This is a genomic window from Streptosporangium sp. H13245, from assembly GCF_055690525.1.
On record NZ_JBSZKT010000008.1, the window covers coordinates 220,655 to 244,138 of the forward strand.

18 protein-coding genes are annotated in these 23,484 nt (G+C 70.3%); 10 read left to right on the forward strand and 8 right to left on the reverse strand.

The window, feature by feature from the left end; genetic code table 11:
* Positions 1-201 precede the first annotated feature (201 nt).
* From ACW9TB_RS16635 to ACW9TB_RS16645, 3 genes are all read left to right on the forward strand, one after another.
* Positions 202-3,954, forward strand: a complete 3,753-nt coding sequence (locus tag ACW9TB_RS16635) for an ATP-dependent helicase (protein WP_472748925.1) — start codon at positions 202-204, stop codon at positions 3,952-3,954.
* A gap of 264 nt (positions 3,955-4,218) precedes the next feature.
* Entirely contained in the window at positions 4,219-4,926 is a 708-nt protein-coding gene (locus tag ACW9TB_RS16640) for a TetR/AcrR family transcriptional regulator (RefSeq protein ID WP_472748926.1), read from the forward strand.
* Positions 4,927-4,958: 32 nt separating this feature from the next.
* Positions 4,959-6,152 (forward strand): cytochrome P450, encoded by a 1,194-nt coding sequence (locus ACW9TB_RS16645; protein ID WP_472748927.1) that lies wholly within the window; start codon positions 4,959-4,961, stop codon positions 6,150-6,152.
* Positions 6,153-6,307: 155 nt separating this feature from the next.
* Here ACW9TB_RS16645 and ACW9TB_RS16650 read toward each other — a convergent pair whose 3' ends face one another.
* The 3 genes from ACW9TB_RS16650 to ACW9TB_RS16660 all read right to left on the reverse strand — a co-directional run bounded on the left by ACW9TB_RS16650 (position 6,308) and on the right by ACW9TB_RS16660 (position 9,418).
* On the reverse strand, positions 6,308-7,111 hold the full coding sequence (locus tag ACW9TB_RS16650) for an SAM-dependent methyltransferase (protein WP_472748928.1): 804 nt from the start codon (positions 7,109-7,111) through the stop codon (positions 6,308-6,310).
* A 226-nt stretch (positions 7,112-7,337) separates the two neighbouring features.
* On the reverse strand, positions 7,338-8,219 hold the full coding sequence (locus tag ACW9TB_RS16655) for a hypothetical protein (protein WP_472748972.1): 882 nt from the start codon (positions 8,217-8,219) through the stop codon (positions 7,338-7,340).
* Positions 8,114-9,418, reverse strand: a complete 1,305-nt coding sequence (locus tag ACW9TB_RS16660) for an NACHT domain-containing protein (protein ID WP_472748929.1) — start codon at positions 9,416-9,418, stop codon at positions 8,114-8,116. Before ACW9TB_RS16660 ends, ACW9TB_RS16655 begins: the two co-directional genes overlap by 106 nt.
* 254 nt (positions 9,419-9,672) lie before the next feature.
* Between ACW9TB_RS16660 and ACW9TB_RS16665 the strand changes: the two genes are divergently transcribed.
* On the forward strand, positions 9,673-10,398 hold the full coding sequence (locus ACW9TB_RS16665; RefSeq protein ID WP_472748930.1) for a hypothetical protein: 726 nt from the start codon (positions 9,673-9,675) through the stop codon (positions 10,396-10,398).
* A gap of 168 nt (positions 10,399-10,566) precedes the next feature.
* Here ACW9TB_RS16665 and ACW9TB_RS16670 read toward each other — a convergent pair whose 3' ends face one another.
* On the reverse strand, positions 10,567-11,073 hold the full coding sequence (locus ACW9TB_RS16670) for a DUF6879 family protein (RefSeq protein WP_472748931.1): 507 nt from the start codon (positions 11,071-11,073) through the stop codon (positions 10,567-10,569).
* Between the two features lie 54 nt (positions 11,074-11,127).
* A complete protein-coding gene (locus ACW9TB_RS16675; RefSeq protein WP_472748970.1) occupies positions 11,128-11,193 on the reverse strand; it encodes a hypothetical protein in 66 nt (21 codons plus the stop codon).
* Positions 11,194-11,336: 143 nt separating this feature from the next.
* Here ACW9TB_RS16675 and ACW9TB_RS16680 point away from each other — a divergent pair, with 143 nt between their 5' ends.
* The 3 genes from ACW9TB_RS16680 (at position 11,337) to ACW9TB_RS16690 (ending at position 16,632) form a co-directional block, all read left to right on the forward strand.
* Entirely contained in the window at positions 11,337-12,116 is a 780-nt protein-coding gene (locus ACW9TB_RS16680) for a helix-turn-helix transcriptional regulator (protein ID WP_472748932.1), read from the forward strand.
* On the forward strand, positions 12,107-12,442 hold the full coding sequence (locus tag ACW9TB_RS16685) for a PCC domain-containing protein (RefSeq protein WP_472748933.1): 336 nt from the start codon (positions 12,107-12,109) through the stop codon (positions 12,440-12,442). Before ACW9TB_RS16680 ends, ACW9TB_RS16685 begins: the two co-directional genes overlap by 10 nt.
* Positions 12,443-13,404: 962 nt before the next feature.
* Positions 13,405-16,632: a penicillin acylase family protein gene (locus tag ACW9TB_RS16690; RefSeq protein ID WP_472748934.1), complete on the forward strand. Its 3,228-nt coding sequence runs from the start codon at positions 13,405-13,407 to the stop codon at positions 16,630-16,632.
* Positions 16,633-16,696: 64 nt separating this feature from the next.
* On the opposite strand, the gene ACW9TB_RS16695 is transcribed toward ACW9TB_RS16690, so the two are convergent.
* The 3 genes from ACW9TB_RS16695 to ACW9TB_RS16705 form a co-directional block, all read right to left on the reverse strand.
* On the reverse strand, positions 16,697-18,310 hold the full coding sequence (locus ACW9TB_RS16695) for an IucA/IucC family protein (RefSeq protein WP_472748935.1): 1,614 nt from the start codon (positions 18,308-18,310) through the stop codon (positions 16,697-16,699).
* Positions 18,307-20,064 carry an IucA/IucC family protein gene (locus ACW9TB_RS16700; RefSeq protein WP_472748936.1) on the reverse strand — a complete coding sequence of 586 codons (1,758 nt, stop codon included), beginning with the start codon at positions 20,062-20,064 and terminating at the stop codon, positions 18,307-18,309. Before ACW9TB_RS16700 ends, ACW9TB_RS16695 begins: the two co-directional genes overlap by 4 nt.
* A gap of 116 nt (positions 20,065-20,180) precedes the next feature.
* Positions 20,181-21,338, reverse strand: a complete 1,158-nt coding sequence (locus ACW9TB_RS16705; protein WP_472748937.1) for an ATP-grasp domain-containing protein — start codon at positions 21,336-21,338, stop codon at positions 20,181-20,183.
* A gap of 177 nt (positions 21,339-21,515) precedes the next feature.
* Here ACW9TB_RS16705 and ACW9TB_RS16710 point away from each other — a divergent pair, with 177 nt between their 5' ends.
* The 3 genes from ACW9TB_RS16710 to ACW9TB_RS16720 are packed head-to-tail and all read left to right on the forward strand — an operon-like array spanning position 21,516 to position 23,405.
* The gene (locus tag ACW9TB_RS16710) at positions 21,516-21,869 is read left to right on the forward strand and encodes a hypothetical protein (protein ID WP_472748938.1); all 354 of its coding nucleotides are present in this window, start codon (positions 21,516-21,518) and stop codon (positions 21,867-21,869) included.
* Positions 21,859-22,020, forward strand: a complete 162-nt coding sequence (locus ACW9TB_RS16715; RefSeq protein ID WP_472748939.1) for a hypothetical protein — start codon at positions 21,859-21,861, stop codon at positions 22,018-22,020. Before ACW9TB_RS16710 ends, ACW9TB_RS16715 begins: the two co-directional genes overlap by 11 nt.
* On the forward strand, positions 22,017-23,405 hold the full coding sequence (locus ACW9TB_RS16720; protein ID WP_472748940.1) for a sensor histidine kinase: 1,389 nt from the start codon (positions 22,017-22,019) through the stop codon (positions 23,403-23,405). Before ACW9TB_RS16715 ends, ACW9TB_RS16720 begins: the two co-directional genes overlap by 4 nt.
* The last annotated feature ends 79 nt before the right edge of the window (positions 23,406-23,484 follow it).

The window sequence follows — 23,484 nt, forward strand, 5'->3', positions numbered from 1 at the left end:
GCCCGGTCGTGTCGTGTGCGCGTGGGGCTTGGGTTCGTGTCGCGTACCGGGCGGGGGCACGCGTGCGGGGGGGCCGGGCGCGTGTCGCGCGTTCGGTCGTGCCGCGCGTACCGGAGTCCCGGGCTCGCGCCGCGTACCGGACGGTGTCACGCGTACGGGAGGATCGGGCCCGCGCCGCGCGGACCGGCACGGGGGCGCCACGTGCTGAGCCCGGTCCAGCTGGCCGCCAAGCTGGGCATCCTGCCGCCGACCCCCGAACAGGCCGCCGTCATCGAGGCCGGTCTCGAACCGATGGTCGTGATGGCCGGAGCCGGGTCGGGCAAGAGCGAGACCATGGCCGGGCGCGTCGTCTGGCTGGTCGCCAACGGGCTGGTCCGCCCCGAGCAGGTGCTCGGGCTCACCTTCACCAGGAAGGCCGCCGGAGAGCTGGCCGCCCGCGTGCGCGAGCGGCTCAACGGCCTGGTCGAGACCAAGCAGGTGCCCGCCGACCTGATGGAGGGCGAGCCGACCATCTCGACGTACCACGCCTACGCGGCCCGCCTGGTCACCGACCACGCCCTGCGCGAGGCGCTGGAGCCGACCATGCGCCTGGTCTCCCCGGCCGTCTCCTGGCAGCTCGCGGGGCGGGTGGTCAGCGCGTACGACGGGCCGATGGAGCAGGTCGAGTGGAGCCCGGCGACCGTCACCCGGGCGGTGCTGGAGCTCGCCGGTGAGCTGGCCGAGCACCTGCGCACCCCGCGGGACGTACGCGACGTCGGCGCCTGGCTCACCGCGCGGTACGCCGAGCTGCCCGGTACGCCGATCAAGGACCAGCGCAGGCCGCTGGTCGTCCAGCGGACCAGGGAGCAGCTGCTGCCGCTGGTCGAGGCGTACGACCGGCTCAAGCGGGGCAGGGAGGTCGTCGACCACGGCGACCAGATGGCGCTCGCCGCCCGGATCGCCGCCAAGCACGCCGACGTCGGCGAGATCGAACGCGGGCGGTTCGCCGTGGTCCTCCTGGACGAGTACCAGGACACCAGCCACGCCCAGCTCGTCCTGCTGCGCGCGCTGTTCGGCGGAGGCCACCCGGTGACGGCCGTGGGCGACCCCTGCCAGTCCATCTACGGCTGGCGCGGCGCCTCCGCGGGCAACCTGACCCGCTTCCCCCGCGACTTCAGGACCGCGTCCGGAGAGCTCGCCCCGACCAACCGCCTGTCGGTCAGCTTCCGCAACGGCGACGCCGTGCTGGACGTCGCCGCCCGGCTCCAGCTGCCGCTGCGGATGGAGGCCAGGGAGGTGCCGGTCCTGGTGCCCGGCGGCAACCGGGTCGATCGCGGCCGGGTGGTGTGCGCCTTCCACGAGACCGCCGACGGCGAGGCGGAGTGGATCGCCTCGGGGATCGCCAGGGTGCTGGGCGCGGAGAGCGCGCCCGACGGCATGCCCTGGGGCGAGGGTGAGCGCAAGAGGGCCAAGCAGAGCGCCTGGGGCGGGCCGCAGTGCCTCCAGCCGCACGACGTGGCGATCCTGGCGCGCAAGCGCTCGCAGTTCCCCGCGCTGCGCAGGGCGCTGGAGGCGCGCGGCATCCCGGTCGAGATCGTCGGACTGGGCGGCCTGCTCACCGTGCCCGAGGTGGCCGACATCGTCTCCACCCTGCGCGTCATCTACGATCCGAGCGCCGGGGACGCCCTGGTGCGGCTGCTGTCCGGCCCCCGCTGGCGGATCGGCCCCGCCGACCTCAAGGAGCTGGGCGAGCGGGCCCGCGAGCTGAACCGGGAGACCCGCGAGGGCTCCTCGCCGGTGGCCGACCCGCTCGACCAGGTCGTGGCGGACATGGCCGAAGAACGCGGCAGCCTGGTCGACGCCCTCGACGAGCTGCCCGACCGTCCCGCGTGGCAGGACCTGTTCTCTCCCCTGGCCGCGGTGCGGCTGGTGGCGATGGCCCAGGAGCTGCGCGTCCTGCGCGCGCACACCGGCCAGCCGCTGCCCGACCTGATCCTGGAGATCGAGCGCAGGCTCGGCCTGGACATCGAGGTGGCGGCCAGGGGGACGGCCGTCGGCCCGTTCGCGGCCCGCGCCGACCTCGACGCCTTCCTGGACGCCGCCGCCCGGTTCGCCGGAGACTCCGAGGACCCGACGCTGGGCGCGTTCCTGGCGTTCCTGAAGGCGGCCGACGAGGAGGAGAACGGGCTGGACGCCGGGCGGGTGGGCGAGAGCAACAGCGTGAAGCTGATGACCGTGCACGCCTCCAAGGGCCTGGAGTGGCCGGTCGTCGTGGTGCCCGGCCTGTCCCAGGCCCTGTCCAAGGCCGGGACGCTCACCGTCGGCACGATGTTCCCCGCCCGCGCCACGACCAGCCCGAAGTGGACGGAGAACCCCCGCAAGCTGCCCTACCCGCTGCGCGGCGACGCCTCGGACCTGCCGGGGCTCACCGGGCTCTCCAAGGAGGAGCTCGCCGACTTCGACGAGCGCTGCCGTGACCGAGACCTGCTGGAGGAGCGTCGCCTGGCGTACGTCGCCGTCACCCGCGCCCACTACCTCCTGATCGCCTCCGGCTACCGCTGGGGTACCGCGGCCAAGCCGCTGGAGCCGTCCGACTTCCTGGTGGAGATTCGCGAGACCTGCGGCCGGGTGGCCTTCTGGGCACCGGAGGTGGAGGAGGGGGCGACCAACCCGCTCCTCGCCGAGCCCGCCGAGTCCGTCTGGCCGATCGCCCCGGAGGACGTCCGCTACGCGGCCGTTCTCGACGGCGCCACGATGGTCGAGGCGGCTCTCGCCGCTTTGGCGGGGGGAGCGGTTTCCACGACCGGGAGCGGTTCCGTTTCCTCGTCCTCTTATGAGGATGTTCCCTTCCCGGAGTTTCCCGAGGCCGCGCCGGGCGGGGGGGACTTTCCCGAGGACGTGCCCTTCCCGGAAGACGCGAGCGTGCCTTTCCCCGATGACCCGTGGGACGAGTCCTTCGGGTCCTTCGAGTCCTTCGAGTCCTTTCCCGACGATGCGGACGCCTCTCCCGGAGTGTCCGAAACCGTGTCCCCCGCCCGGCGAAACGAACCGGCCGGGACGGGCCAGGGGGCCGTACCCGAGCGGGGAGCGATGCCCGGAACGGTGTCCGAGCCGGTGTCCGGGACCGAGCCGGGAACGGTGTCCGAAACAGCGACGGCGTCCGAACCGGGAACGGCGACGGAGCCCGAGGCCGAGTCTGAGCCCTGGGCCGGGTTCGAGGCCGGGGCCGAGGAGCAGGGCGCGCGGCGGACGGCTCCCGTGGCCGACCTGCGGGGATGGGACAGGGAGCGGGCGAAGGCGTGGGAGCGCGACATCGAGCTCCTGCTCAGGGAACGGGAGCTGAACCGGCGGCGCGGTGGCGGCCGGGTGGAGCTGCCCACCCACCTGACCGTGTCCTCCCTCGTCACCCTGGCCTCCGACGCCAAGGCACTGGCCCGGCAGATCCGCCGCCCGGTGCCCAAGAAGCCCGCCCCGCTGGCTCGCCGGGGCACCTCGTTCCACCGCTGGCTGGAGGGGCGCTGGGGTCAGCAGCGGCTGATGGACGAGTTCGAGCTGCCCGGCGCGTCCGACGACTTCGAGGAGCCCGACGCTCACCTCGACGAGCTGCGCGCCCGCTTCGAGGAGAGCGAGTGGGCGGGCAGGGAACCGCTCGACGTCGAGGTCCCCTTCGAGACCATGATCGCCGACCGGGTGGTCCGCGGCCGGATGGACGCGGTGTTTCAGATCTCCGACGGCCGCTACGAGGTCGTCGACTGGAAGACCGGCCGCCGCCCCAACGGGAAGAAGGCCGAGGCCGCCGCCTCCGTCCAGCTCGCCGCCTACCGGCTGGCCTGGTCCCACCTGGCCGCCGTCCCCCTCGACCGGGTGAGCGCGGCCTTCCACTACGTTCTGCTCAACGAGACGGTCCGCCCCGTCAACCTCCTCGACGAGCGCGGCCTCGTCACCCTCGTCGAGTCGGTACCGGCCCTCGGCTGACCCGGCACGGAAACCCGTCCGGCGAACCGGCTCCCCGGCCGTAAGACACGGTCCTTCAGCCCCGGCCGATCGCTCCGGCGCGGCGGACCTCCGACGGCCCCGTACCGGCCGCACCGGTTTCCAGAGAAAACGGCACCCGAGCCGAGGGTTGTCCGCGCCCGGAAGGAGGTCTACTCTCTGACTTGTTGACCAGATTTCATAATTGGTCACGAAGTCAGAGTGATCAGAGCGAATCAGCGTGGTTCAGGGTGAAAGAGGTGCCGGATGGCGGAGCGAGCAGGGCAGGCCGACGGTCGCGCCGACCGGATCCTCGACGCGGCGGCCGAGTTGCTCGTGCGCCTCGGCTACCGGAAGGTGACGATCGAGGACATCGCCCAGCTGGCGGGCATCGGCAAGGGCACGGTCTACCTGCACTGGCGGACCAAGCAGCAGTTGTTCGAGGCCGTGCTGCTGCGCGAGTCCATCGCGTACGTCGAGCAACTCCTCGACGGGCTGCGCCGGGATCCGGAGATGCTGCTGCCGCATCGTTTCGTGGCGGAGTCCTTCCTCATCGTCGGTGACAGGTCGGTGCTGCGGGCGCTGTCCGAGGCGTACCTGCAGCAGAAGCAGAGCAGGTTCGCCGACGCCTTCCTGCACAGCCAGGAGCTGCTCGCCTCCGAGCGGTTCTACGACCTGATGATCCGGCACGGCCTGTTCCGCGACGACGTGCCGAACCTGTCGTACACGCTGAGCGCGATGATGATGGGGTTCCACCTCAACAACGCCGCGTACCTGGTAGACGTCGAGGTGGACACGCGGGCCAAGGCCGAGTCGATCTCGTTCATCATCAGGCACGCCTTCGAATCGCCCGAGCCGCCGGATCCCGAGGAGCTGGCCAAGGCCGCCTCCGAGGTCATCGCCGTCTTCGAGGCTCTGATCCCGCCCTACCGCACCTGGATCTACGCGTACGAACGCACGCACGAGCCCGGCTGATCCCGGACCCGTCCCGACCAGAAAGGCAAACCATGACCACCATCGCCGACACATGGGGCCTGCACGAGGGGCACTTCTGGCTGCGCGGGCGGCATCCGGACCAGCCGGTGAGCTTCGACGCCACCACCGGGATGTGGAACGTCTTCGGCCACCCCGAGGCGCTGCGGATCCTGAGCGACCCGAAGACGTTCTCCTCCGACACCGCTCGCGTAGTCCCCAGCCTGCAGATGAGCAGCGAGGGCATGCTGACGCAGATGGACCCGCCCGCGCACGGCAAGCTGCGCAAGCTCGTCAGCCACGCCTTCACCCCGAAGGTCGTCGCGGACCTCGAACCGCGGATCGCCGAGCTGACCCGCGAGCTGCTCGACGAGGTGGCCGACCCGGACCGCCTGGAGCTGGTGACCGACCTCGCGTACCCGCTGCCGGTCATCGTCATCGCGGAGCTCCTGGGGGTGCCCGGCAGCGACCGTAACCTGTTCAAGCAGTGGGTGGACAGGATGTTCGAGAACACCCAGCAGTTCTCCCTCGTCAACCAGAGCGAGGAGCAGGAGCGCAGCGTCTCGGTCGCCATGGAGCAGTTCAAGCACCTCGCCGACTACATCGGTGAGCACGCCGACGACCGCAGGCGCCACCCGCGCGCCGACCTGCTCACCAAACTCGTCGAGGCAGAGGTCGACGGCGAGCGTCTCACCCAGGCCGAGGTGGTGAACTTCGCGAACATCCTGCTCGTGGCCGGGCACATCACCACGACCATGCTGCTGGGCAACACGGTGCTGTGCCTGGACACCCATCCCGAGCAGCTCGCCAGGACCCGCGAGGACCGGTCGACGATCCCCGCGGTGATCGAGGAGTCCCTGCGCTTCTTCAGCCCGTTCGCGGCGCTCGGCCGGGTCACCAACGTCGACGTCGAGCTCGGCGGGCAGCACATTCCCGCCGACCGGCTGCTCATGGTGTGGATCGCGGCGGCCAATCGCGACCCGAGGGAGTTCGCCGACCCCGACGTGTTCGACCCCTCCCGTACCCCCAACCCCCACCTCGGCTTCGGCAGGGGCATCCACTTCTGCATCGGCGCGCCGCTGGCACGCCTGGAGGGCAAGGTCGCGCTCAACATCCTGCTCGACCGCTTTCCCCACCTGCGCACCGACCCGGACGAGTCGCCGCTGTTCATCCCGGGCCCGACCATGACCGGGGTACGGAGGCTGCCGCTGCTCACCTCCGGTTCCTGAACGGGCCTTCCGAGGCTGGACGCGCGGTCGCCGTGGGGTTCCCGTTCCCACGGCGACCGCCGCCGTACGCGCTCCCGCTCGTGCGGGCGTCACCTCGGCGGAACCGCGAACGAAGAGCAAACCGGCACGTCACGCGCGCCGGGAGGGCATGACTGTCAGAGCTTGCGGCCCACTCCGACGTAGCCGATCGGGGCTTTCCGCTGGCCGAACAGGGGCGGATCGGTGGGGCGCCAGTCGTTGGGGAACACCAGGCCGGGCTCGGCCAGCTCGTAGCCGTCGAAGAAGCGGGAGATCTCCGCGTGCGTGCGCAGGCTCAGCGCCTCGGTGGCCCGCCTGTAGATCTCCAGCGCCTCCGGCGTGCTGTCGGGGCGGGAGTCGATCGCGTGACTGAGAACGAGATGGCTGCCCGGCGCGCTCACCTCGCGCAGCCGCTCGATGACCTGGTACGCGCCCGCGCCGTCGGGGTTCTCGTCCGGGACGAAGTGCAGGATGGCGAGCAGCAGGAACGCCACGGGCCGGTCGAAGTCGACGTGCTCGCGCAGCCCGGCCAGCAGCGTCTCCGGGGCACGCACGTCGGCCTGCACGACGGCGACGTTGTCGCCGTTTCCCAGGATCGCCCGGCTGTGCGCGCACACGACGGGGTCGTAGTCCACGTAGACCACGCGGGTGTCGGGTGCGACCGCGTGCGCGATCTCGTGGGTGTTGCCCCGCGTGGGCAGCCCGGAGCCCAGGTCCACGATCTGCCGGACACCCGACTCGACGACGTGGCGTACGGCACGTGCGAGGAACGCCCGGTTCTCCCGCGCGGAGTCGCGGGTGTCGGGAAAGAGCTTCAGCATCCGCTCGGCCGCGGCCCGGTCGGAGGCGAAGTTGTCCTTGCCGTCCAGGTAGTAGTCGTACATCCGGGCGACGTTGGGCACACTCGGGTCAACCCCGGCCGGCGAAGCCTGATCGTCCACGCTCTCTCCAGACTCTCCAGCGTTTATCTGGGTTGGATCTTAGAGAGTTTTTCACATTTTGGTAGTGGGGAGAGGCGATCTGTGCTCTGACTGACCGTTCGTCACCTCCGCCGACTGAGTGGGCTGTCCTGTCGCTGTTCGTTCCGGTTAAAAGTGGCGAGAGCAAAGTCGATGAGGTGGGAGGTGTCAGCCTGATCCAGGCAACGCGGGGTGAGGTTGTTCGGATTCAGGCGGCGTTTTCGGTGGATCTTGGTGTTGTGGCCGTACCGCTCGGTGAGGGTAGAGCCGCGAGGTGGTCTTGGAGTTCGGCGTGACGGAACTGGTAGATCGGGCCGACGGTGCGGAGCAGTCCGAGGCGGTGGGCGTCGTCGAGGAACGCCATCAGCTTGCGGGGTAGATGCCTCTTCCTGGCCAGTCGCCGGACGGCGATGGTGTAGGCCAGCCAGGCATGGTGGTTTCCCCTGGCGATCCCGAACGCGAGCCCGACCATGAGCCCGTCCGCGATCCCGCCAGCGAGCACGCCCGCGATCCCGAACGGGAGCCCGAACGTTATGGTTCGTAGCAGTGTCAGGGTTCTGTCGGCTTTCCAGCTCGTCAGCGGTGTGGTCGCGACCGTGGAGGACGCGGGCTGTTCCGCCCACTCCATCACTCCGGCCGCGAGTACGGCCGCGAGCATGGTCGTAAGCACGACCATGAGCCCGACCATGAGCCCGACCGTGAGCCCGGCCGCGACCCCGACCGTGAGCCCGGCCGCGACCCCGACCGTGAGCCCGGCTGCGATCCCGGCCGTGAGTACGACCGCGAGCACGGCCCCGATCCCGGCCGCGAGCACGTTTCGCACGTGTTTGATGAGGTCGGCTGTTCTTCCTGGCAGATGCAGATTGGCATATCCGGGGGTCTCGCCGAACCACGTACCGCCCGCGATCCCGGACCCGAGTCCGGCCGCGATCCCCTCCGTGATTCCGCCCGCGAGCACGACCGCGAGTCCGACGGCGATCCCGCTCAGGAGTCCGACCTGCCCGGTGACGCGGCGGCGTTCGCTGTGAGGGATGGTGTGCCGGGCGAGGTGCCACCAGGCCAAATTGTAGGTGTCGTGGTCTCGCAGCACGCGGGCCAGGTAGCCAGGTGGTCGCGAGCGCGGTCGGGATTCCAGGCGACGCGGGGCCGGAAATGGTCGGCGGGGTCGCGGCTGGGGAGGCGGTCGTTGATGACGGCGACGATGAGATGGTCGAACAGATGAGCCCGCAGCGTCGCGTCCTGCCGGGCCAGGGGGCCGGTCAGCGGGACGGGGTCGGCGGCGGGGGTGATGTAGACGGTGCGGATCAGCCACAGTCCCAGCGCGGTTTCCGCCAGTCGGCTCAGGCCCGGGTGGGAGGCGTCGTGCAGCGCGCTCCAGATCGGGGTCCAGTCGTGGCGGGGTACCGGCGGCAGGCAGGTGCGCAGGTAGGTTTCCGCGTTGGTCGCGGTGATCGGGGCCGGGGCGATGACGGCGGCGGTGTTGAGCACGTCACCGGCCTGTTTGACCGCGCGGTCGTATTCGGTGGTGCGGCTGGTGAGGATGAAGGAGTCGTCGTTACCCAGCCACCGGTTCAGTGCGTTGATCACCTGGGTGCGGGCGTCGTCGGGGATCTCGTCCAGGCCGTCCAGGATGGGCAGGATGTGGCCGTGATCGAGCAGGGCCTGAGCGGCGTCCGTTCCGAACTGCGGGGCGGTCAGCGCCGGGTAGTCGCGGGGCAGACGGACCGCGAGCCAGTCGTGCAGCCGCGGGTGGGCGGTGGTGTCCCAGCCGTTGACCGGGACCAGCACCGGCACCGGATCGGCCGCGTCACGGCCGGGGGCCACCAGGTGCCGCAGCAGCTGGATGGCCAGGGTGGTCTTGCCGGTGCCGGGGCCGCCGGTGATGACCAGCCGCCGGCGCCGCAACCCGCGAAAGGCATCGGCGAGTCTGGGGATTTGGTCGCTGGATCCTCTGAACGTCAACAGGTGCTCGCCGACCAGGCGCGGGTGGTCCATCATCGCGGCGTCGTCGACCAGGTGCCAGGAGATCGGGATCGGTTCGGGATTGTCCAGGGCGCGGATGGCCGCCTCGGTACGCCACTGCCGGGCCACCAGGACGGTCAGCGTCTTCTTGGCCGCGGTGATGGTCTCCTCGGGGGCGGTCGGCGTCGAGGGCGAGCGGGCAAGGCGGTCGGCGAGCATTCCATAGAGCGTCAGGGCCAGGCTGCTCAGCGTGAGGAACGCGCCGATCACGCTGGCTGACTGGTCGGCCACTTCCAGCCTGTCCCGGGTGAACAGGTAGAGGCTCATCGCACTCACCGTGGTGATGAACACAATGAGGCCGACCCATTTCAGAACGCGTCCTGACATAACCTCATCGTGGCGTCACGACTGGATTGCGGAGGGCGATCGGATGCAAGGTTAATCCGAACGTTGCAAGGTCTGGTGCCGCTTAAATCCGGAAGGTACAGGGTTCCCTCGGCAGGACAGTCACCTCTGCGGATGTCAGGATTTGTTGTGTGATGGAATCGGCAGCATCGCGGGCGGGCTGGTGGCGGCTTGTCGTGAGAGGGGTTCTATTCCTCGCGGCGATCGCCGCCGCCTGGTGTTTCAACGGTTTCCTGTTCGCCCTCGACTCATGGTGGTGGCGGCTGCTGGGAATAGCTCTCTCCTGCGTCCTGGTGCTCGGCCCCGCCGTGGCGCTGAGAGCGATCTCCGAGGGCGTTCCCTGGGCGATGTGGGGCGCGCTGCCACTTCTGGCCGTGCTGACGGCCACCAGCCTCTACCTACCGGGTGATCACTACCTGCGCGTCTACGGCGAGTCGGTGATCACGACCGTCGCGGAGCAGACGCGGATCGATGTCCGGAAGGGATCCGACTACTACGAGCACGTCCTACGCCTTCCGGACGGACAGCTGCTGGAGGAGAGGATCGAGACCTTCTCGCAGGAGGATCCACTGGAGGTCGGGACGCCGGTCGAGATGCTGGTGGATTCCCGGGGCGTGTTCGAGGCTCGGAGGGTGGAGGATCGGGGTTTTGTCGGGATGATCACCCTGATCACGGCGGGCGCGATCGTGCTGCTGACGATCCTGCTCAGCGTGCTGGGCGAGTCGCGACGCCGGACCATGCCTCCCAAAGGGGCCACCGCCCCGAAGGCCGAGGATCTCGTGAGAACGAGCCCCCGCTTCGTGGAGTTCATCGAGTTCGTCGAGCCCGCCAGGCCCGCTGAGCCCGCCAAGCCCAGGAGGCGATCGCACGGCGCCGGAAAGTCCCGCAGAAGGCGCCGCTGAGACTTTCGACGCGGGCGTCGGTGGTTCGATTCGTCCCAGCCCGCTGCCGCTGCCAACGCCCTTCCGGTGAGGCCGGAGTCGCGCAGGATCTCTCTGAGGCGGTTGGCAACAGCTTGGCGTGCCTGCTGGGCGCTGGACGAGGGGGAGGTGGACACGTGCGGTCGTGTGTCAGGTGGGCCGGTACTCCGAGTGATCGAGGCTCCGTCCCCAGACGGCCTCGAATGCCGTCAGGCACAGCTTGATCACGGCGGGGTCGTCGCACAACTCGTGACCGGCGGGTTCACCGTCTCCCGAAAAGTAGGCGAACCGAATCAACCGCTCGTCGAACAACCAGAAGTCGTTGCCGGGCAGGGACAGGTCAGATGCCAGGCGCCGGGGGAGCCAGCGCACCTGCTCGCCTCCGGCGAGGTTGGCGTAGGGGGTGGCCGAGTGCTCGTAGCGGATGTATTCGCTCACCGGTTCCGACACGATCCGGGCACGCCGTACGGACACACCCCGAGCGACCGCATCACTGACCAACGTCACCCACGGGGCGTCGAAGTCGGCGCGATCGAAGGGAACACCGTCGCGCCAGGCGACGAATCCCGGACTGGAGGTGCCGTAGTCGTCGCGCATCTCCAGGTGGAACGCGGAACGATGACATCCGCCGAACAGGTCATCGAACGTTGGCCCCACTGTCAAGCTCCTCATCCGGTCGGAATCAGGCTGTCGGCGCGTTCCCGACTACCTCTAGTTCGACTCGTCATCCTTCATTCCACCGATAAACGCCTGCCACTCACGGGGAGCGAAGCTCAGGGTGGGGCCGTCGGGGTCCTCGCTGTCCCGTACGGCCGCCTCCGGGGAGGTTCGCGACCTCGATCACGACGGGTGCGGGACGAACATTGGTGAGAATGGCCTGATCCGAGCATGGTCAGAGCTTCGAAGCGTACGATCGGGACGTGTCGATCGGACCCCTGATCAAAGATCTGCGTGAAACCGCCGGACTCTCACAGTCGGAGCTGGCGGACATCCTTTGTGATCTCTCTCAAAGACCTACGGTGACGCGCGAAACGGTCTCGCGTTGGGAGAATGGGAAGCGCAATCCGACGTTCTGGCTTCCGTTCCTCTCGGAAGCGCTGAACGTTCCCTTGAGTGTTTTGGAGTCCGGGGAAGTGAAGCGACGTACGTTCGTGATCGGGGCCACCCTCGGCGCATTGAGCCCGCTTGTGCCGACGGTCACGAGAGACACGGCATCCGAGATCGTGTCATCGATCGCCGGTGGCGACCCCAGCCCGCTGGCCACCGTGCAGACCTCACACGAGACCGACCTGCTCATCTCGCACTTCGCTTCTCGGGACTCAGGGAGCGTACGCCGTCTCGTCCGGTGGCTGGACGAAGGCTCAGCCGTCTTACGCGTCAACGCGTGCGGGATCGTCGCGAAGACAGAGAAACTCGACCTGATCGACTCGGCATCACACGCGCTACGGCGAGACGCGGACATGCGCGCTCTGTACCTGTCGGCCGTCTCGAAGCGGGTCGGCGAGAGTCCGCGAGCCCTGATCCGGGAGCTGTACAACCCGAAGGACGCGGGGGCTCGGTGGTGCTCGGCGATGTTGCTCCGTGACGCACCGAGCAAAGTCACGACGTCGGCGCTTCTCGCTGCTTTACGATCTGAGCCGGTTTCGGAGAACATCCGAACCATTGGCCTGATCCTGAACGGAGTAGACCCGTGCATTTGATCGAGATCAAGAACGGCGAACTGATCGAGACGCTTACGGCCAGGGTCGCCGAACTCGGCATCACGAACGGTGCGATCGTCTCCCTTGTCGGCGCTGTGGATTCCTTCCGGATCTCCACCATGTCCGCCGACGACGCGCTGAAAGACATCATCACGGACTATGACCAGCCCGCCGAGATGACCGGCACCGGTGAGATCGTCGACGGAAAGCCTCACATTCACGCCGTGATGGCCGTCGAAGGTGGCCGGGGAATCTCCGGCCACCTGCACGCCGCTTCCGTCGGGACGTTCTTTGCGAACGTCTATGTTGTCCCACTTAACGCCTAATCGTTCTCGCGGGGCCACTGGTCCGGGCCACTCCCTAAACGGTCGCGTTCTCGTTTCCTGAGAAGCGTGGAGTACGAATCCTCTCAGCGCACGGACGCGGGAAATGCTCCCGTACAGTCCGAACTCGCTCCAGCGATTCCAGATTTCGACGTTTCGCGTGATCCTGACGGTCGGTGGCGAGGGTGCCACCGGCCAACGGGAAACGAGATCATCGCGAACTCGTGGATCGAGCTGGAAGTCATGGCGTGCGGTGTGCGCGTCATCGCGACCTACCACGCCACGTGGGGGAACGCCCGATGATCACGCCCGAACCGTCTCAGGGTTCCACGCTCACGATCAGCGCGTGTCCGGCGTGCTCCGGCATGTTCAGTTGCCCGTTTCCTTGCCCCCGCTGCGGATCGAACGCGGGCAACACGACCACGGATCGCGTGCTTTACCGACGTGAGCCAAGTACGGAGGACGCGAAATGACGGCGTCGGAACCGCTTCCTGACCTGGAATGGCGACCGTACTTCTTGCGAGGTTCGCGCTCTCGCATGAAGCAATTCGTCGTACGCGGCGATGTCGAGTACGAGCTGTGTGCCGAAGGCGGTACCCACGTCATCCGACGAACCGAGCGTAAGGGCGGCCGAGTCGTCGTGGCCGAGACGGCGCGCGGTTCTCGGCGAGATGCCGGAGCCGTGTGGGGGCGGATCGTTCACGGCATCGGGTAACGTCCGGCCGGTCCGGGGTCGTCGGGGACGGGGTCCTGGTGGTCGGCGAGGGGGCACGGTCCGGGGAGTCTGTGTGCGGTTGGGGGGGGCGATCCTGGGGTCCGGGCTTCGTGAAAGGGTCAACCGGCTCTTCTGACAACGAGTCACAAACGGTACGGGCGATTATCACAGCCGCCATTGATTCGCTGTTGGCCTGAACGTATGTTCCTCTCACCATCCGAGTACGCCTCATGTTTAGGGGGCCCTCCTCATGCACGCACGTCTCCGGCGGGTGATCACGGTGGCCTCCGGGTTGTCGCTGGTCCTGGCGCTGGCATCCCCCGTCGTGCCCGCATCCGCCGCCGCGTCCAAGGCCGGAATCACAGCCGGAACCACGACGGCGGCCGTTCTCCCTCCCGACGACTACTGCCTCGGCGAGTGCGCCGACATCCTGCCCCCGGGGCAGAACGGCAACGCGACCCTGGCCGGGATCCTCGCCCACCAGACGCTGGGCACCAAGCCCAGGCACAGCGACGACCAGCTCGGCAGGTACGCGAACCTCCTGTCCGGCTACACCGGCCTGACCAACGACCAGATCGCCGACTTCTTCAACGACAGCTCGTTCGGCGTCCCCGCGGGACAGGTGGAGAGCACCACGAGCCCGCGACCGGACGTGACGATCGTCCGCGACAGGGCGACCGGGGTCCCGCACATCACCGGGACGACCCGCGAGGGCACGATGTTCGGCGCCGGGTACGCGGGCGCGCAGGACCGCCTGTGGGTGATGGACCTGATGCGGCACGTGGGCCGCGGTGAGCTGACGCCGTTCGCCGGGGGCGCGCCGGGCAACCGGGCGCTGGAGCAGAGCGCCTGGCGCAACTCGCCCTACACCGAGGCGGACCTCCAGGCGCAGATCACCAGGCTGAGGGACTCGGGCCCCCGGGGCGCGCTGCTCTACAGCGACGTGCAGAACTACATCGCCGGTGTCAACGCCTACATCGACCGCTGCATGGCCGACCGCAACTGCCCCGGCGAGTACGTCCTGACCGGGCACCTCGACGCGATCACCAACGCGGGCGGGCCGGTGGACTTCACCATGACCGACCTGGTCGCGATCTCCGGGGTGATCGGCGGCCTGTTCGGCGGCGGTGGCGGGGCGGAGATGCAGTCCGCGCTGGTACGCGTCGCGGCCCGCGCCAGGTACGGCACGGCGGCCGGGGACCAGGTCTGGGCGGCGTTCCGGGCGCGGAACGACCCGGAGGCGACGCTCACCCTGCACAACGGCCAGAGCTTCCCGTTCGGCGACGCGCCCGCCGGGGCCACCGGGGTCGTCCTCCCCGACCCGTCGACGGCGCCCGTGGACATCACCGCGAACGAGACCGGCTCCGCCACCTCGACCACCGCCTCGGCCCAGAAGGGCGTGCTCGACGGGCTGCTCGTCGACAACTCCAAGCCCGGCATGTCCAACGCCGTGGTGGTGTCGGCGGCCAAGTCGTCGACCGGGAACCCGGTCGCGGTATTCGGCCCGCAGACGGGCTACTTCGCACCCCAGCTGCTCATGCTGCAGGAGCTGTCCGGACCCGGCGTCCGGGCGCGCGGCGCGGCCTTCGCCGGGCTCAACCTCTACGTGCTGCTCGGCCGGGGCACCGACTACGCCTGGAGCGCGACCTCCAGCGGCCAGGACATCACCGACACGTACGCCCTCCAGCTCTGCGCGCCCGGCGGCGGCGCGGTCACCAGCGCGTCCAACCACTACCTCTACCGGGGTGTCTGCACGGAGATGGAGACGCTGCGCAAGACCAACGCGTGGAAGCCCACCGTCGCCGACTCCACCGCCCGAGGCTCGTACGACCTGGTCATCCAGCGCACGAAGTACGGGCTGGTGAGCTGGCGCGGCACCGTCGGCGGGCAGCCTGCCGCCTTCGCCACGCTGCGGTCGACGTACCATCACGAGGTCGACTCGGCGATCGGCTTCCAGATGTTCAACGACCCGGCGGCGATGGGTGACGCGGCGGCGTTCACGAACTCGGCCTCCACGATCGGCTTCGCGTTCAACTGGTTTTACGTCAACTCCAGGGACTCGGCGTACTTCATGTCGGGCGACACCCCGGTCAGGTCCGCGGTGTCCGACCCGAACCTGCCGATGACGGCCGACGCGGCCCACGAGTGGGCGGGCTTCGACCCGGCTGCCAACACCGCGACCTACACCGCTCCCGCCACCCACCCGCAGGCGGTCAACCAGGACTACTTCGTCAGCTGGAACAACAAGCAGGCCAAGGACTACGGCTCCGCGGACGGCAACTTCAGCTTCGGCCCCGTCCACCGGGCCGACCTGCTGGACGCCCCGGTCAAGGCGGCCCTGTCGGGAAGCGGCAAGCTCGACCGGGCGGGCACCACGAAGATCATGGCCGACGCCGCGGTGACCGACCTGCGCGGCAAGAGAGTCCTGCCCGACCTGCTCCGGGTCGTCAACAGCGCCGCCGTGACCGACCCGGCCCTCGCCTCGGCGGTCTCCAAGCTCTCGGCCTGGACGTCGGCGGGATCCAGGAGGCTGGAGACCTCGCCGGGCAGCAGGGCGTACGCCCACGCCGAGGCGATCCGCGCGTTCGACGCGTGGTGGCCCAGGCTCGTCCGCGCGCAGTTCAGGCCGGGACTGGGCGACGGCCTCTACCAGTCGATGGTCAACGCCATCCAGATCAACGAGTCACCCTCCGGCCACCAGCGGGGCGACCTGTCCACCCTGCCCACCTCCGCGAACGAGGCCCAGGCGCACAAGGGGTCGGCGTTCCAGTACGGCTGGTGGGGCTACGTGAGCAAGGACGTCAGGAGCGTCCTCGGTGACCCGGTCTCCGGGCCGCTGCCCGCCAGGTACTGCGGGGACGGCACGGTGGCGGGCTGCCGTACCGTCCTGCTGGAGAGCCTGTCGGCGGCGCTCGCCGAGCCCTCGGCCACGACCTACCCGGCGGACGACGTGTGCGCGGCGGGCGACCAGTGGTGCTCCGACGCCGTCGAGCAGTCACCGCTCGGCGGGATCACGCACTCGCTGATCTCCTGGCAGAACCGGCCGACGTACCAGCAGGTCGTGTCGTTCCCCGCCCACCGGGGGGACGCGATCGCCAACGTGGCCGAGGGGAGGAGTGCCAGGGCGTCGAGCACCCAGCTCTTCTACCCGGCGAGCAGGTCCGTCGACGGCGACCCGACCACCCGGTGGTCGAGCTCGTCCAGCGACAACCAGTATCTCCAGGTCGATCTCGGGTCGGCCACGAGCGTGGCCAGGGTCCTGCTGCGCTGGGAGACGGCCTACGGGTCCGCGTACTCGATCCAGACCTCGACCGACGGCTCCACCTGGACCACCGTCCACTCCACCACCACCGGAAACGGGGGTGTGGACAACGTGAGGTTCGCCCCGACCACTGCCCGGTACGTCCGCATGCAGGGTGTCACGCGGGGGACGTCGTACGGCTACTCCATCTACGAGCTGGAGGTCTATCCCCGGTGAGGTAGAGGGGGGGGCGTCACCGCCCTCCCGTCGTCAGGGCTGACGACGGTCGCCAACCCGCAGGTCAGGCCGTGACCAGTGGGTTGGCGACCGTCACGTACCCCGCGGCGCGGTCCGCCGAGCGCGCCCACCGGACCGACAGGTTGGCCTTGGCCGGTAACGACGCCCTCGACAGCAGGTCCGACAGCGGCCGGGGCCACCCGCGCGACGCCGCGTACTTCTCCAGGACCTCACCGGCCACCGCCCACAGCTCCCGTGTGGACCCGGTCCCCGCGAGGGAGGCGGCGATCTCGGCGAGGTGGTTGACCATCAGGCAGTAGACCACCCGGTCCCAGCCGGAGGCCGCGTCGTAGGTGAGCGCCTCGGCGACCCGGCCGGGCAGCCCGGACAGGTCGTGCCGCCCGGCGACGAGCTTCGTCCCCTCCAGGTCGCGGAAGACGGCCTCCACCGGCAGCCCCTCCGCGTCCACGCCGATCAGGACGTTCTGCAGGTGGGGTTCCAGCACCACGCCGTGACCGAGGTAGGCGTCGAGCACCGGCGGCGCCACCCGCTCCACGTACGCCCGCCACCAGCGCACCGGATCGGCCACCGGCCACCCGGGCCACCCGGGCGTGGTCGGTGCGCCGCACGCTAACGGACCAGCCGTGCCCGGTACGGCCAGCGCGCCGCTCAGCAGGGGGGTCACCCCCGGTCTGCAGACCGACCACGGGCCGATCCTGACGATCACGCCGAGCCCCTCCAGCAGGCGGGTGCCCAGCTCCGCGGAGCGGTAGCCCGGCTCGGGCAGCCAGCGGGTGCCGGGGAAGGCGTCCGCCAGGTCGAGGAACACCGGTTCGAGACGACGGCTCAGCTCGACCGCGCCCACCAGCTCGTACCAGGAGTTCTTCCGCAGGCAGTTGGTGATCCGCACGTCCAGGCTGAACTTCAGGCACCGGTCGGTCAGCGGCTCGTAGACCGTGCGGACCGACGATGTGGGAACCGCCGTCCGGGAGCTGTCGCCCAGGTCGATCAGACGGCCGTCGGCCAGTGGAGCGGCCAGGTCCGCCGCGAGCAGCTCCAGCTGCCACGGGTGCGCGGGCAGCAGCGAGTAGCCGGGCGGCGCCTGGCCGAGCTCGTCGAGCGAACCGGTGTCCCCGGCCTCGGCCAGCACGTCGTCCCTGACCCCGAGCAGCCGCAGCGGGAAGCTCGCGTGCGCCTCGGGCGCGTAGCGCAGCCAGCCCTCGCCGCCGCGCGCCTTCGGGCTGGGATGGAACGGGTGCCCGAAGACCAGCGCCTGCTCCGAGGCCAGCCACGGATCGGCCGGAGGCGGCACCTCCCGCCGGGCCGCGACCAGCGCCGCCATCGCGTCCCTGCTCGCGGCCACCTGGGCGGCGAACTCGTCGTTGTCCCCGCCCTCACCGAGCTCGGCCTCCACCAGCCGGACGAGCGTGTCCGCCGAGAGCGGCTGCCAGGAACCGTTCTCCAGCCACTCGGGCCGCCCCTCGAAGCGCAGCGCGAGCCCGCCGTGCGCGCGGGCCCGCAGGCGGGTGCCCGCGACCCGCAGCACCACGTACGGACCCTCGCGGCCGACCTGTCCCCGAGGCTCCGCGATCTCCCGCACGCAGCAGCGCAGCAGCGCCGACAGCGAGGCCTCCTCGGCGACGGCGACGGCGGGCGAGTCGAGGGCAAGGCCGGTCATGTCATCCTTCGCGTGATCTGGGGAGGCTGGCGGAGATAGTTCGGCCCGCTCGTGCCGTAGAACTTGTTCACGTCCCGCGCGCCGGTGCGCGCCTTGTCCACCAGGGTTCCGGCGGTGATCATCGACTTGCCGACGAGCCGGGCGGCGTCGAGGGTCCTGGCCCGCAGCAGCCTGGCCATCGGGTCCTCCCCGTACTCGTCGAGCGCCTCGGTGAGCGTGTCGCGGACCAGCTCGAAGGCCCTCGGCGGCGGCAGCGCGCCGAACGTCACGGCGGCGGCGGCCAGGTGCAGGGTGATGGTCACGAACACGTCGGCGAGCGCGTGCGGGTCGTCGGTGAACATCCGCGCGTCGGTGAGGTCCGGCACCGCGAGCCCGGCGTCCCTCAGCCTGTCGGGCGAGGTCAGCAGGCCGTCGTTGTCCTTGACGAGCAGCCGTACGACATCCTCGCCGGTGGCCTCCTCCGTGCCGAACACCAGCGAGAGGTTCTGCTGGTGGGCCTCCAGCGCCGTGCCGTACCTGACGAAGAGCCGTACGTGGAAGCGGAACAGCACCCGCAGGTAGCGGCCGAGCAGCCGGGTGACGTCCCCGCCGAACCACCGCCCGGCGAGCTCCTCCACGACCAGCCCGCCCCCGGGCAGCGGCGCCGCGAGCGCCGCGACCGTGACGACCTCCCCCGGAGGGTGGCGGCGCAGGAGCCAGCCCAGGTATTCGTGCCCGGCGTGCCCGTACGTCTGCTCGTCGGCCAGGAGCACCTCGGGATCGGGCATGGCCCGCAGGAGCAACTCGGCCCGTGCCCCGTCGGCCAGCGTGTCCGGCTTGATCGACCTCCGGTTGCGCAGCCCGAGGGTGCTGGTGGTCAGCGGCAGCTTCAGGTGCGTGCCCGGGGTGATCTCGACCGTGCGCATCGACAGCGTGGGCCTGACCTCCAGGTACGCCAGCGGGGCCACGACCGTCCACGGGATCTCCTCGACCGCGGGGACCGTCAGCGGGTGTACGGGGAACAGCACGTGGGTCTCCGCGAGATCCCCGGCCAGGCCGACGGCGGCGAATCCCGGCGCCCCCGGCAGCTCCGCCCCGGTGAGCCGCTCCCTCGGCACCGCGGCCCAGCGCAGCTCGAAGGCGGGCGCGAACTCCGGCGCGTACGCGGTCAGATCCTCGTCGGACAGGCCGATCCGGCAGCGGGCCGTCGGGTAGACGGGGTGGTCGAGGAACGCGGCCAACGTCTCGTACCAAACACCACCGCGGCCGTTCCGGCTCCTGTTGTCGCTCCCGCTCCCGCTCCCATTCCCGCTTCCGCTCCCGTTGCTCCCGCTTTTGCCGCCCACCGTGCGAGCGGTTCCGTCTCCCGTCGCGCGTCCGGTCTCGTTTTCCGTCGTACGCGGGAGGCCGGAAGGCGTGGCGGCGGTGGTCGCGTCCAGCCTGGCGAGCACCTCCTCGCGGTGGACGTCGTGCAGGTCGAGGGCGCGCAGCGCCTCGCGGCACTCCGTGACGAACGACTCGACCCCGGCGGTGTCGGCGGGAGTGGAGATCTCCCGCAGGGTGTGCAGGACCTCTTCCAGGCGAAGTGCCTCCTCCGGGGCCGCCACGAAGTCCTGGAACAGCGAGCCGGGGGTCAGCCGCACCCGCCTGCCCCCCGGCAGGACCAGCGCGACGCCGTCCTTGCTGCGGGTCACCCGCCCGGCCAGGCCGCCGTAGTCCTCGCGCAGGAGCGCGTTCAGCACCCGGGTGGCGAGATATCGTTCCCGCCCGCTCACGGAACCTCCGCCGACCACGCGCCCCCTCGCAGCCCTCCGGTTCACGCGTTCATCGGGCTCCCGGTCCGCGTCGTCGCCTGCGGTGCCCCGCCCCGCGCGTTGACCGGGTTCCCGGTTCACGCGATCACCCACGGGTTCTCCGTGGTGAAGGCGGCGACGGCCGCGTCCACCCGTGCCCGATCGGGCCCGATCGCGCGGACGATGCCCATGTAGTCGCGGTTGGTGTTGCTCAGGTCGATCCGGTCGCCGACGGCGCGCAGCGGCCGGTGCCAGATCCGGACCGGGTCGCCGGGCGCGGGAACGATCGTGCCGGGAGCCCTCACCACGGTCCCCCTGCGGTCGGCGACCAGGCTCAGCGCGGTCGCGTGCCCCTCGGTCCGGCCGGGAGGCTTTGGTTCCGCCCCGAGATGCACCCCGAGGATGAGCTCGAACAGGGGCGCGTCCAGCATGCTCGCCAGCAGGAAGTCGCAGTGGTCGCCGATCACCCGGTAGTTGACCTCGACGATCCGTGGCCCGGCCGGGGTCATCACGTACTCGGTGTGGCAGGCCCCGAACCCCACCCGCAGCGCCTCCAGTGCCCGCAGCACGTGGTCGCGGCCGGGGGGCGGCTCCCAGTCGAGCCGTTCCTCCACGAAGTGCGGCAGCGGCCCGAGGGTGGTGCGGAAACCGCCGAGCACCTCGATCCGCTCGCCGTCGCCGAGCGTCTCCATCGTGTGCAGGGGGCCGTCGAGATACTCCTCCACGACCAGTGTCTCTCCGGGCCGCCTGTCCCGGATGGCCGCGACGGCCGCCGCGAGTTCGCCCGCGTCGCGGACCAGCACGACGTCCTCGCTGGCCACGCCCTCGCGAGGCTTCACGACCGAGGGGAACGGCATGTCCGGGGGCAGTGGGTCGGCCGGTGCCAGCCGCGCGGAACGGACGGTCTCGACTCCGGCGGCGGCGAGCCGCCTCCGGGTGAGCGCCTTGTTCTTGGTGTCGACGCAGGCCCGCCAGTCCTTGCCGGGGAGGCCGAAGTACGCCGCGGCGAGCGCGGTCTCCGCCTGGATGTGGTCGGAGTTCGAGAAGATCGCGTCCGGGACGCGGTGGTGCGCGACGGTGTCGATCACCGCCCGCGCGTCGCGTACGTCGCAGCGGAGCACCTCCGCACCGGAGTCGCGGTACCGCTCGGGGCGGTCGGTGAGGATCGTGACCTCGCAGCCGAGTGCGCGTGCCGCCGGGAGGAAGCCGTCGGTGACCGAGTCGGTCGGTTTCAGCGCGGTGAGGTACAGCCGCAATGCAGGGACCCCCGATATCAGGCAAGGCTAACCTAACTCGGCGATCCTAGCCTGAGGCCGATCATCACGCGGAGGTGATCGGCCTATTGACAGTACATGTCCGTGTCGCCCGATGATGAGAGTCTTCTCATCTCCGTCACAGCCTGATCTCCTGTGACGGCGCCTAGCGTGGACGCCATGAGCCGCAGGACATCCACCGTCTCCGTACTGATCGGGATACTCGCCACCGCGGTCGCGATGGTCGCGGTCGTGGTTCTGGTCCAACGCAACCCGGGCGACCTCGGGGAGGTCGTCGTGGTCGACCGGAACCGGGGGAGCGAGACGTCCGGCGCCTCACCGGGTATCGCGGAGCCGCCTCCCTCCGCGAGCCCCACGCCGGACGATCGGCCGTCCGCGACATCCGGCGAGCCAGGGGCGTCCCGCGTGACCGGCAGGGAGCGGGCGGAGCCCGTGAAGCCCCCGCCACCACCGCGGGGCGGCGGGGACGACGACGGGGACGACGATGACGACGGCGGCGGCGATGACGACTGAGACGACGGCGACACCCGAGGCCGCGGCCGAAACGGTGACAGCCGAAACGGTGGCGGCCGAAGCGATGGCCAAGATGACGGTAAACGAGACGACGAGCGAGACGACGGTGACCGGGACGACGGCGGCGGCCGGGGCGATGGCCGAGCGGTGAGCGCCCGAGCCCGCATCGTGGGCTGGATGCTCCTGGTCGTCGGCCTCGCCCTGAGCGTCTCGGTCTTCGCCACCTGGACCATCCTGCTGGCCACGCTCGACGACCGGGTGAGCGCCGAGCTGGCCAACGAGATGGAGAAGCTCCGCAGGTACGCGAAGAGCACGGCCGTACCTCCCAGAACGATGCTCAAGGACTATCTGGCGGTCAACGCGCCCGACCGTCACGAGACCTTCTTCGTGATCGTGGACGGGAAGGTCCGGTGGCGTACGTACGCCGACGCCCCGGCCGCGCTGGACACCGACCGGGCGCTGGTGACACGGCTGGCCGCCGCGACCGAGCCCGAACAGAACTGGGCCACCAGTACGGCCGGGCGCGTCCGCTGGGCGGTCATGCCCGTGGTCGCCGACGGCGAGATCGAGGGCGCCTTCGTGGCCATCGTCTTCTACGACCTCGAACGCCGGGAGATCGTCGAGGTGGTACGCGTGCTGGGCCTCACCGCGCTGGCGGCGCTGGTCCTGGCCGGGGCCGCCGGGTGGTTCGTCGCGGGAAGGGTCCTCGCTCCCGTGCGGCTGGTCCGCCAGACCGCGGAGCGCATCGGCGGCTCCGGCGATCTCAGCAGGCGCCTCGCCGTCCACGGTGACGACGACGTCTCCGCGCTGGCCGCGACCTTCAACCACATGCTCGACCGGCTGGAACGCGCCTTCGCCGTGCAGCGCGACTTCCTCGACGACGCCGGGCACGAGCTGCGCACCCCGATCACGGTCGTCCGGGGCCACCTCGAACTCATGGGCGACGACCCCGACGACCGGGCCGCGACCCTGGCCCTGGTCACCGACGAGCTGGGACGGATGAACCGGATCGTCGACGACCTGATCATGCTCGCCAGGTCGGAGCAGCCGGGCTTCGTCACCCCCGGTGAGGTCGAACTCGCCGACCTCACCGTCGAGGTCGTGGCCAAGGCCCGCGCCCTGGGAGAGCGCCGCTGGCGGGTGGACGCGGTCGCCGAGGAACAGGTCACGGCCGACAGGCAGCGCCTCACCCAGGCGTTGATGCAGCTCGTGGCCAACGCCGTACGGCACACCGGTCCCGGCGACCTGATCGCGGTCGGTTCCGCCGTACGGGAGGGCGAGGTGGAGCTGTGGGTGCGCGACACCGGCCCCGGAGTTCCCGAGCAGGACCGCGAACGGATCTTCGACCGGTTCGTCCGGGGCGCGGGCCGCACCGGCGCGCACGACGGCGCGGGACTCGGCCTCGCCATCGTCCGCTCCATCGCCGAGGCGCACCGGGGCACCGCGCGGGTCCGCGCGGCGGAAGGGGGCGGGGCGCTCTTCCTGCTCTCCTTCCCGTACGAGGAGATCCCCCCGACGCTCCCGTACGGGGCCTGATGTCCTCGTACGGGGAGAGCCCTCCCTCCACACCCGTGCGGTGTGGAGGGTGTGACCGTGACAGTCCCCGAGGGAGGAG

Excerpts from the sequence above, each read along its gene's own strand:
- ACW9TB_RS16640 (WP_472748926.1), top strand. The coding sequence starts at position 4,219 with ATGGCGGAGCGAGCAGGGCAGGCCGACGGTCGCGCCGACCGGATCCTC.
- ACW9TB_RS16645 (WP_472748927.1), top strand. The coding sequence starts at position 4,959 with ATGACCACCATCGCCGACACATGGGGCCTGCACGAGGGGCACTTCTGG.
- ACW9TB_RS16660 (WP_472748929.1), bottom strand. The coding sequence starts at position 9,418 with ATGAGCCTCTACCTGTTCACCCGGGACAGGCTGGAAGTGGCCGACCAG.
- ACW9TB_RS16690 (WP_472748934.1), top strand. The coding sequence starts at position 13,405 with ATGCACGCACGTCTCCGGCGGGTGATCACGGTGGCCTCCGGGTTGTCG.
- ACW9TB_RS16695 (WP_472748935.1), bottom strand. The coding sequence starts at position 18,310 with ATGACCGGCCTTGCCCTCGACTCGCCCGCCGTCGCCGTCGCCGAGGAG.
- ACW9TB_RS16710 (WP_472748938.1), top strand. The coding sequence starts at position 21,516 with ATGAGCCGCAGGACATCCACCGTCTCCGTACTGATCGGGATACTCGCC.
- ACW9TB_RS16715 (WP_472748939.1), top strand. The coding sequence starts at position 21,859 with ATGACGACTGAGACGACGGCGACACCCGAGGCCGCGGCCGAAACGGTG.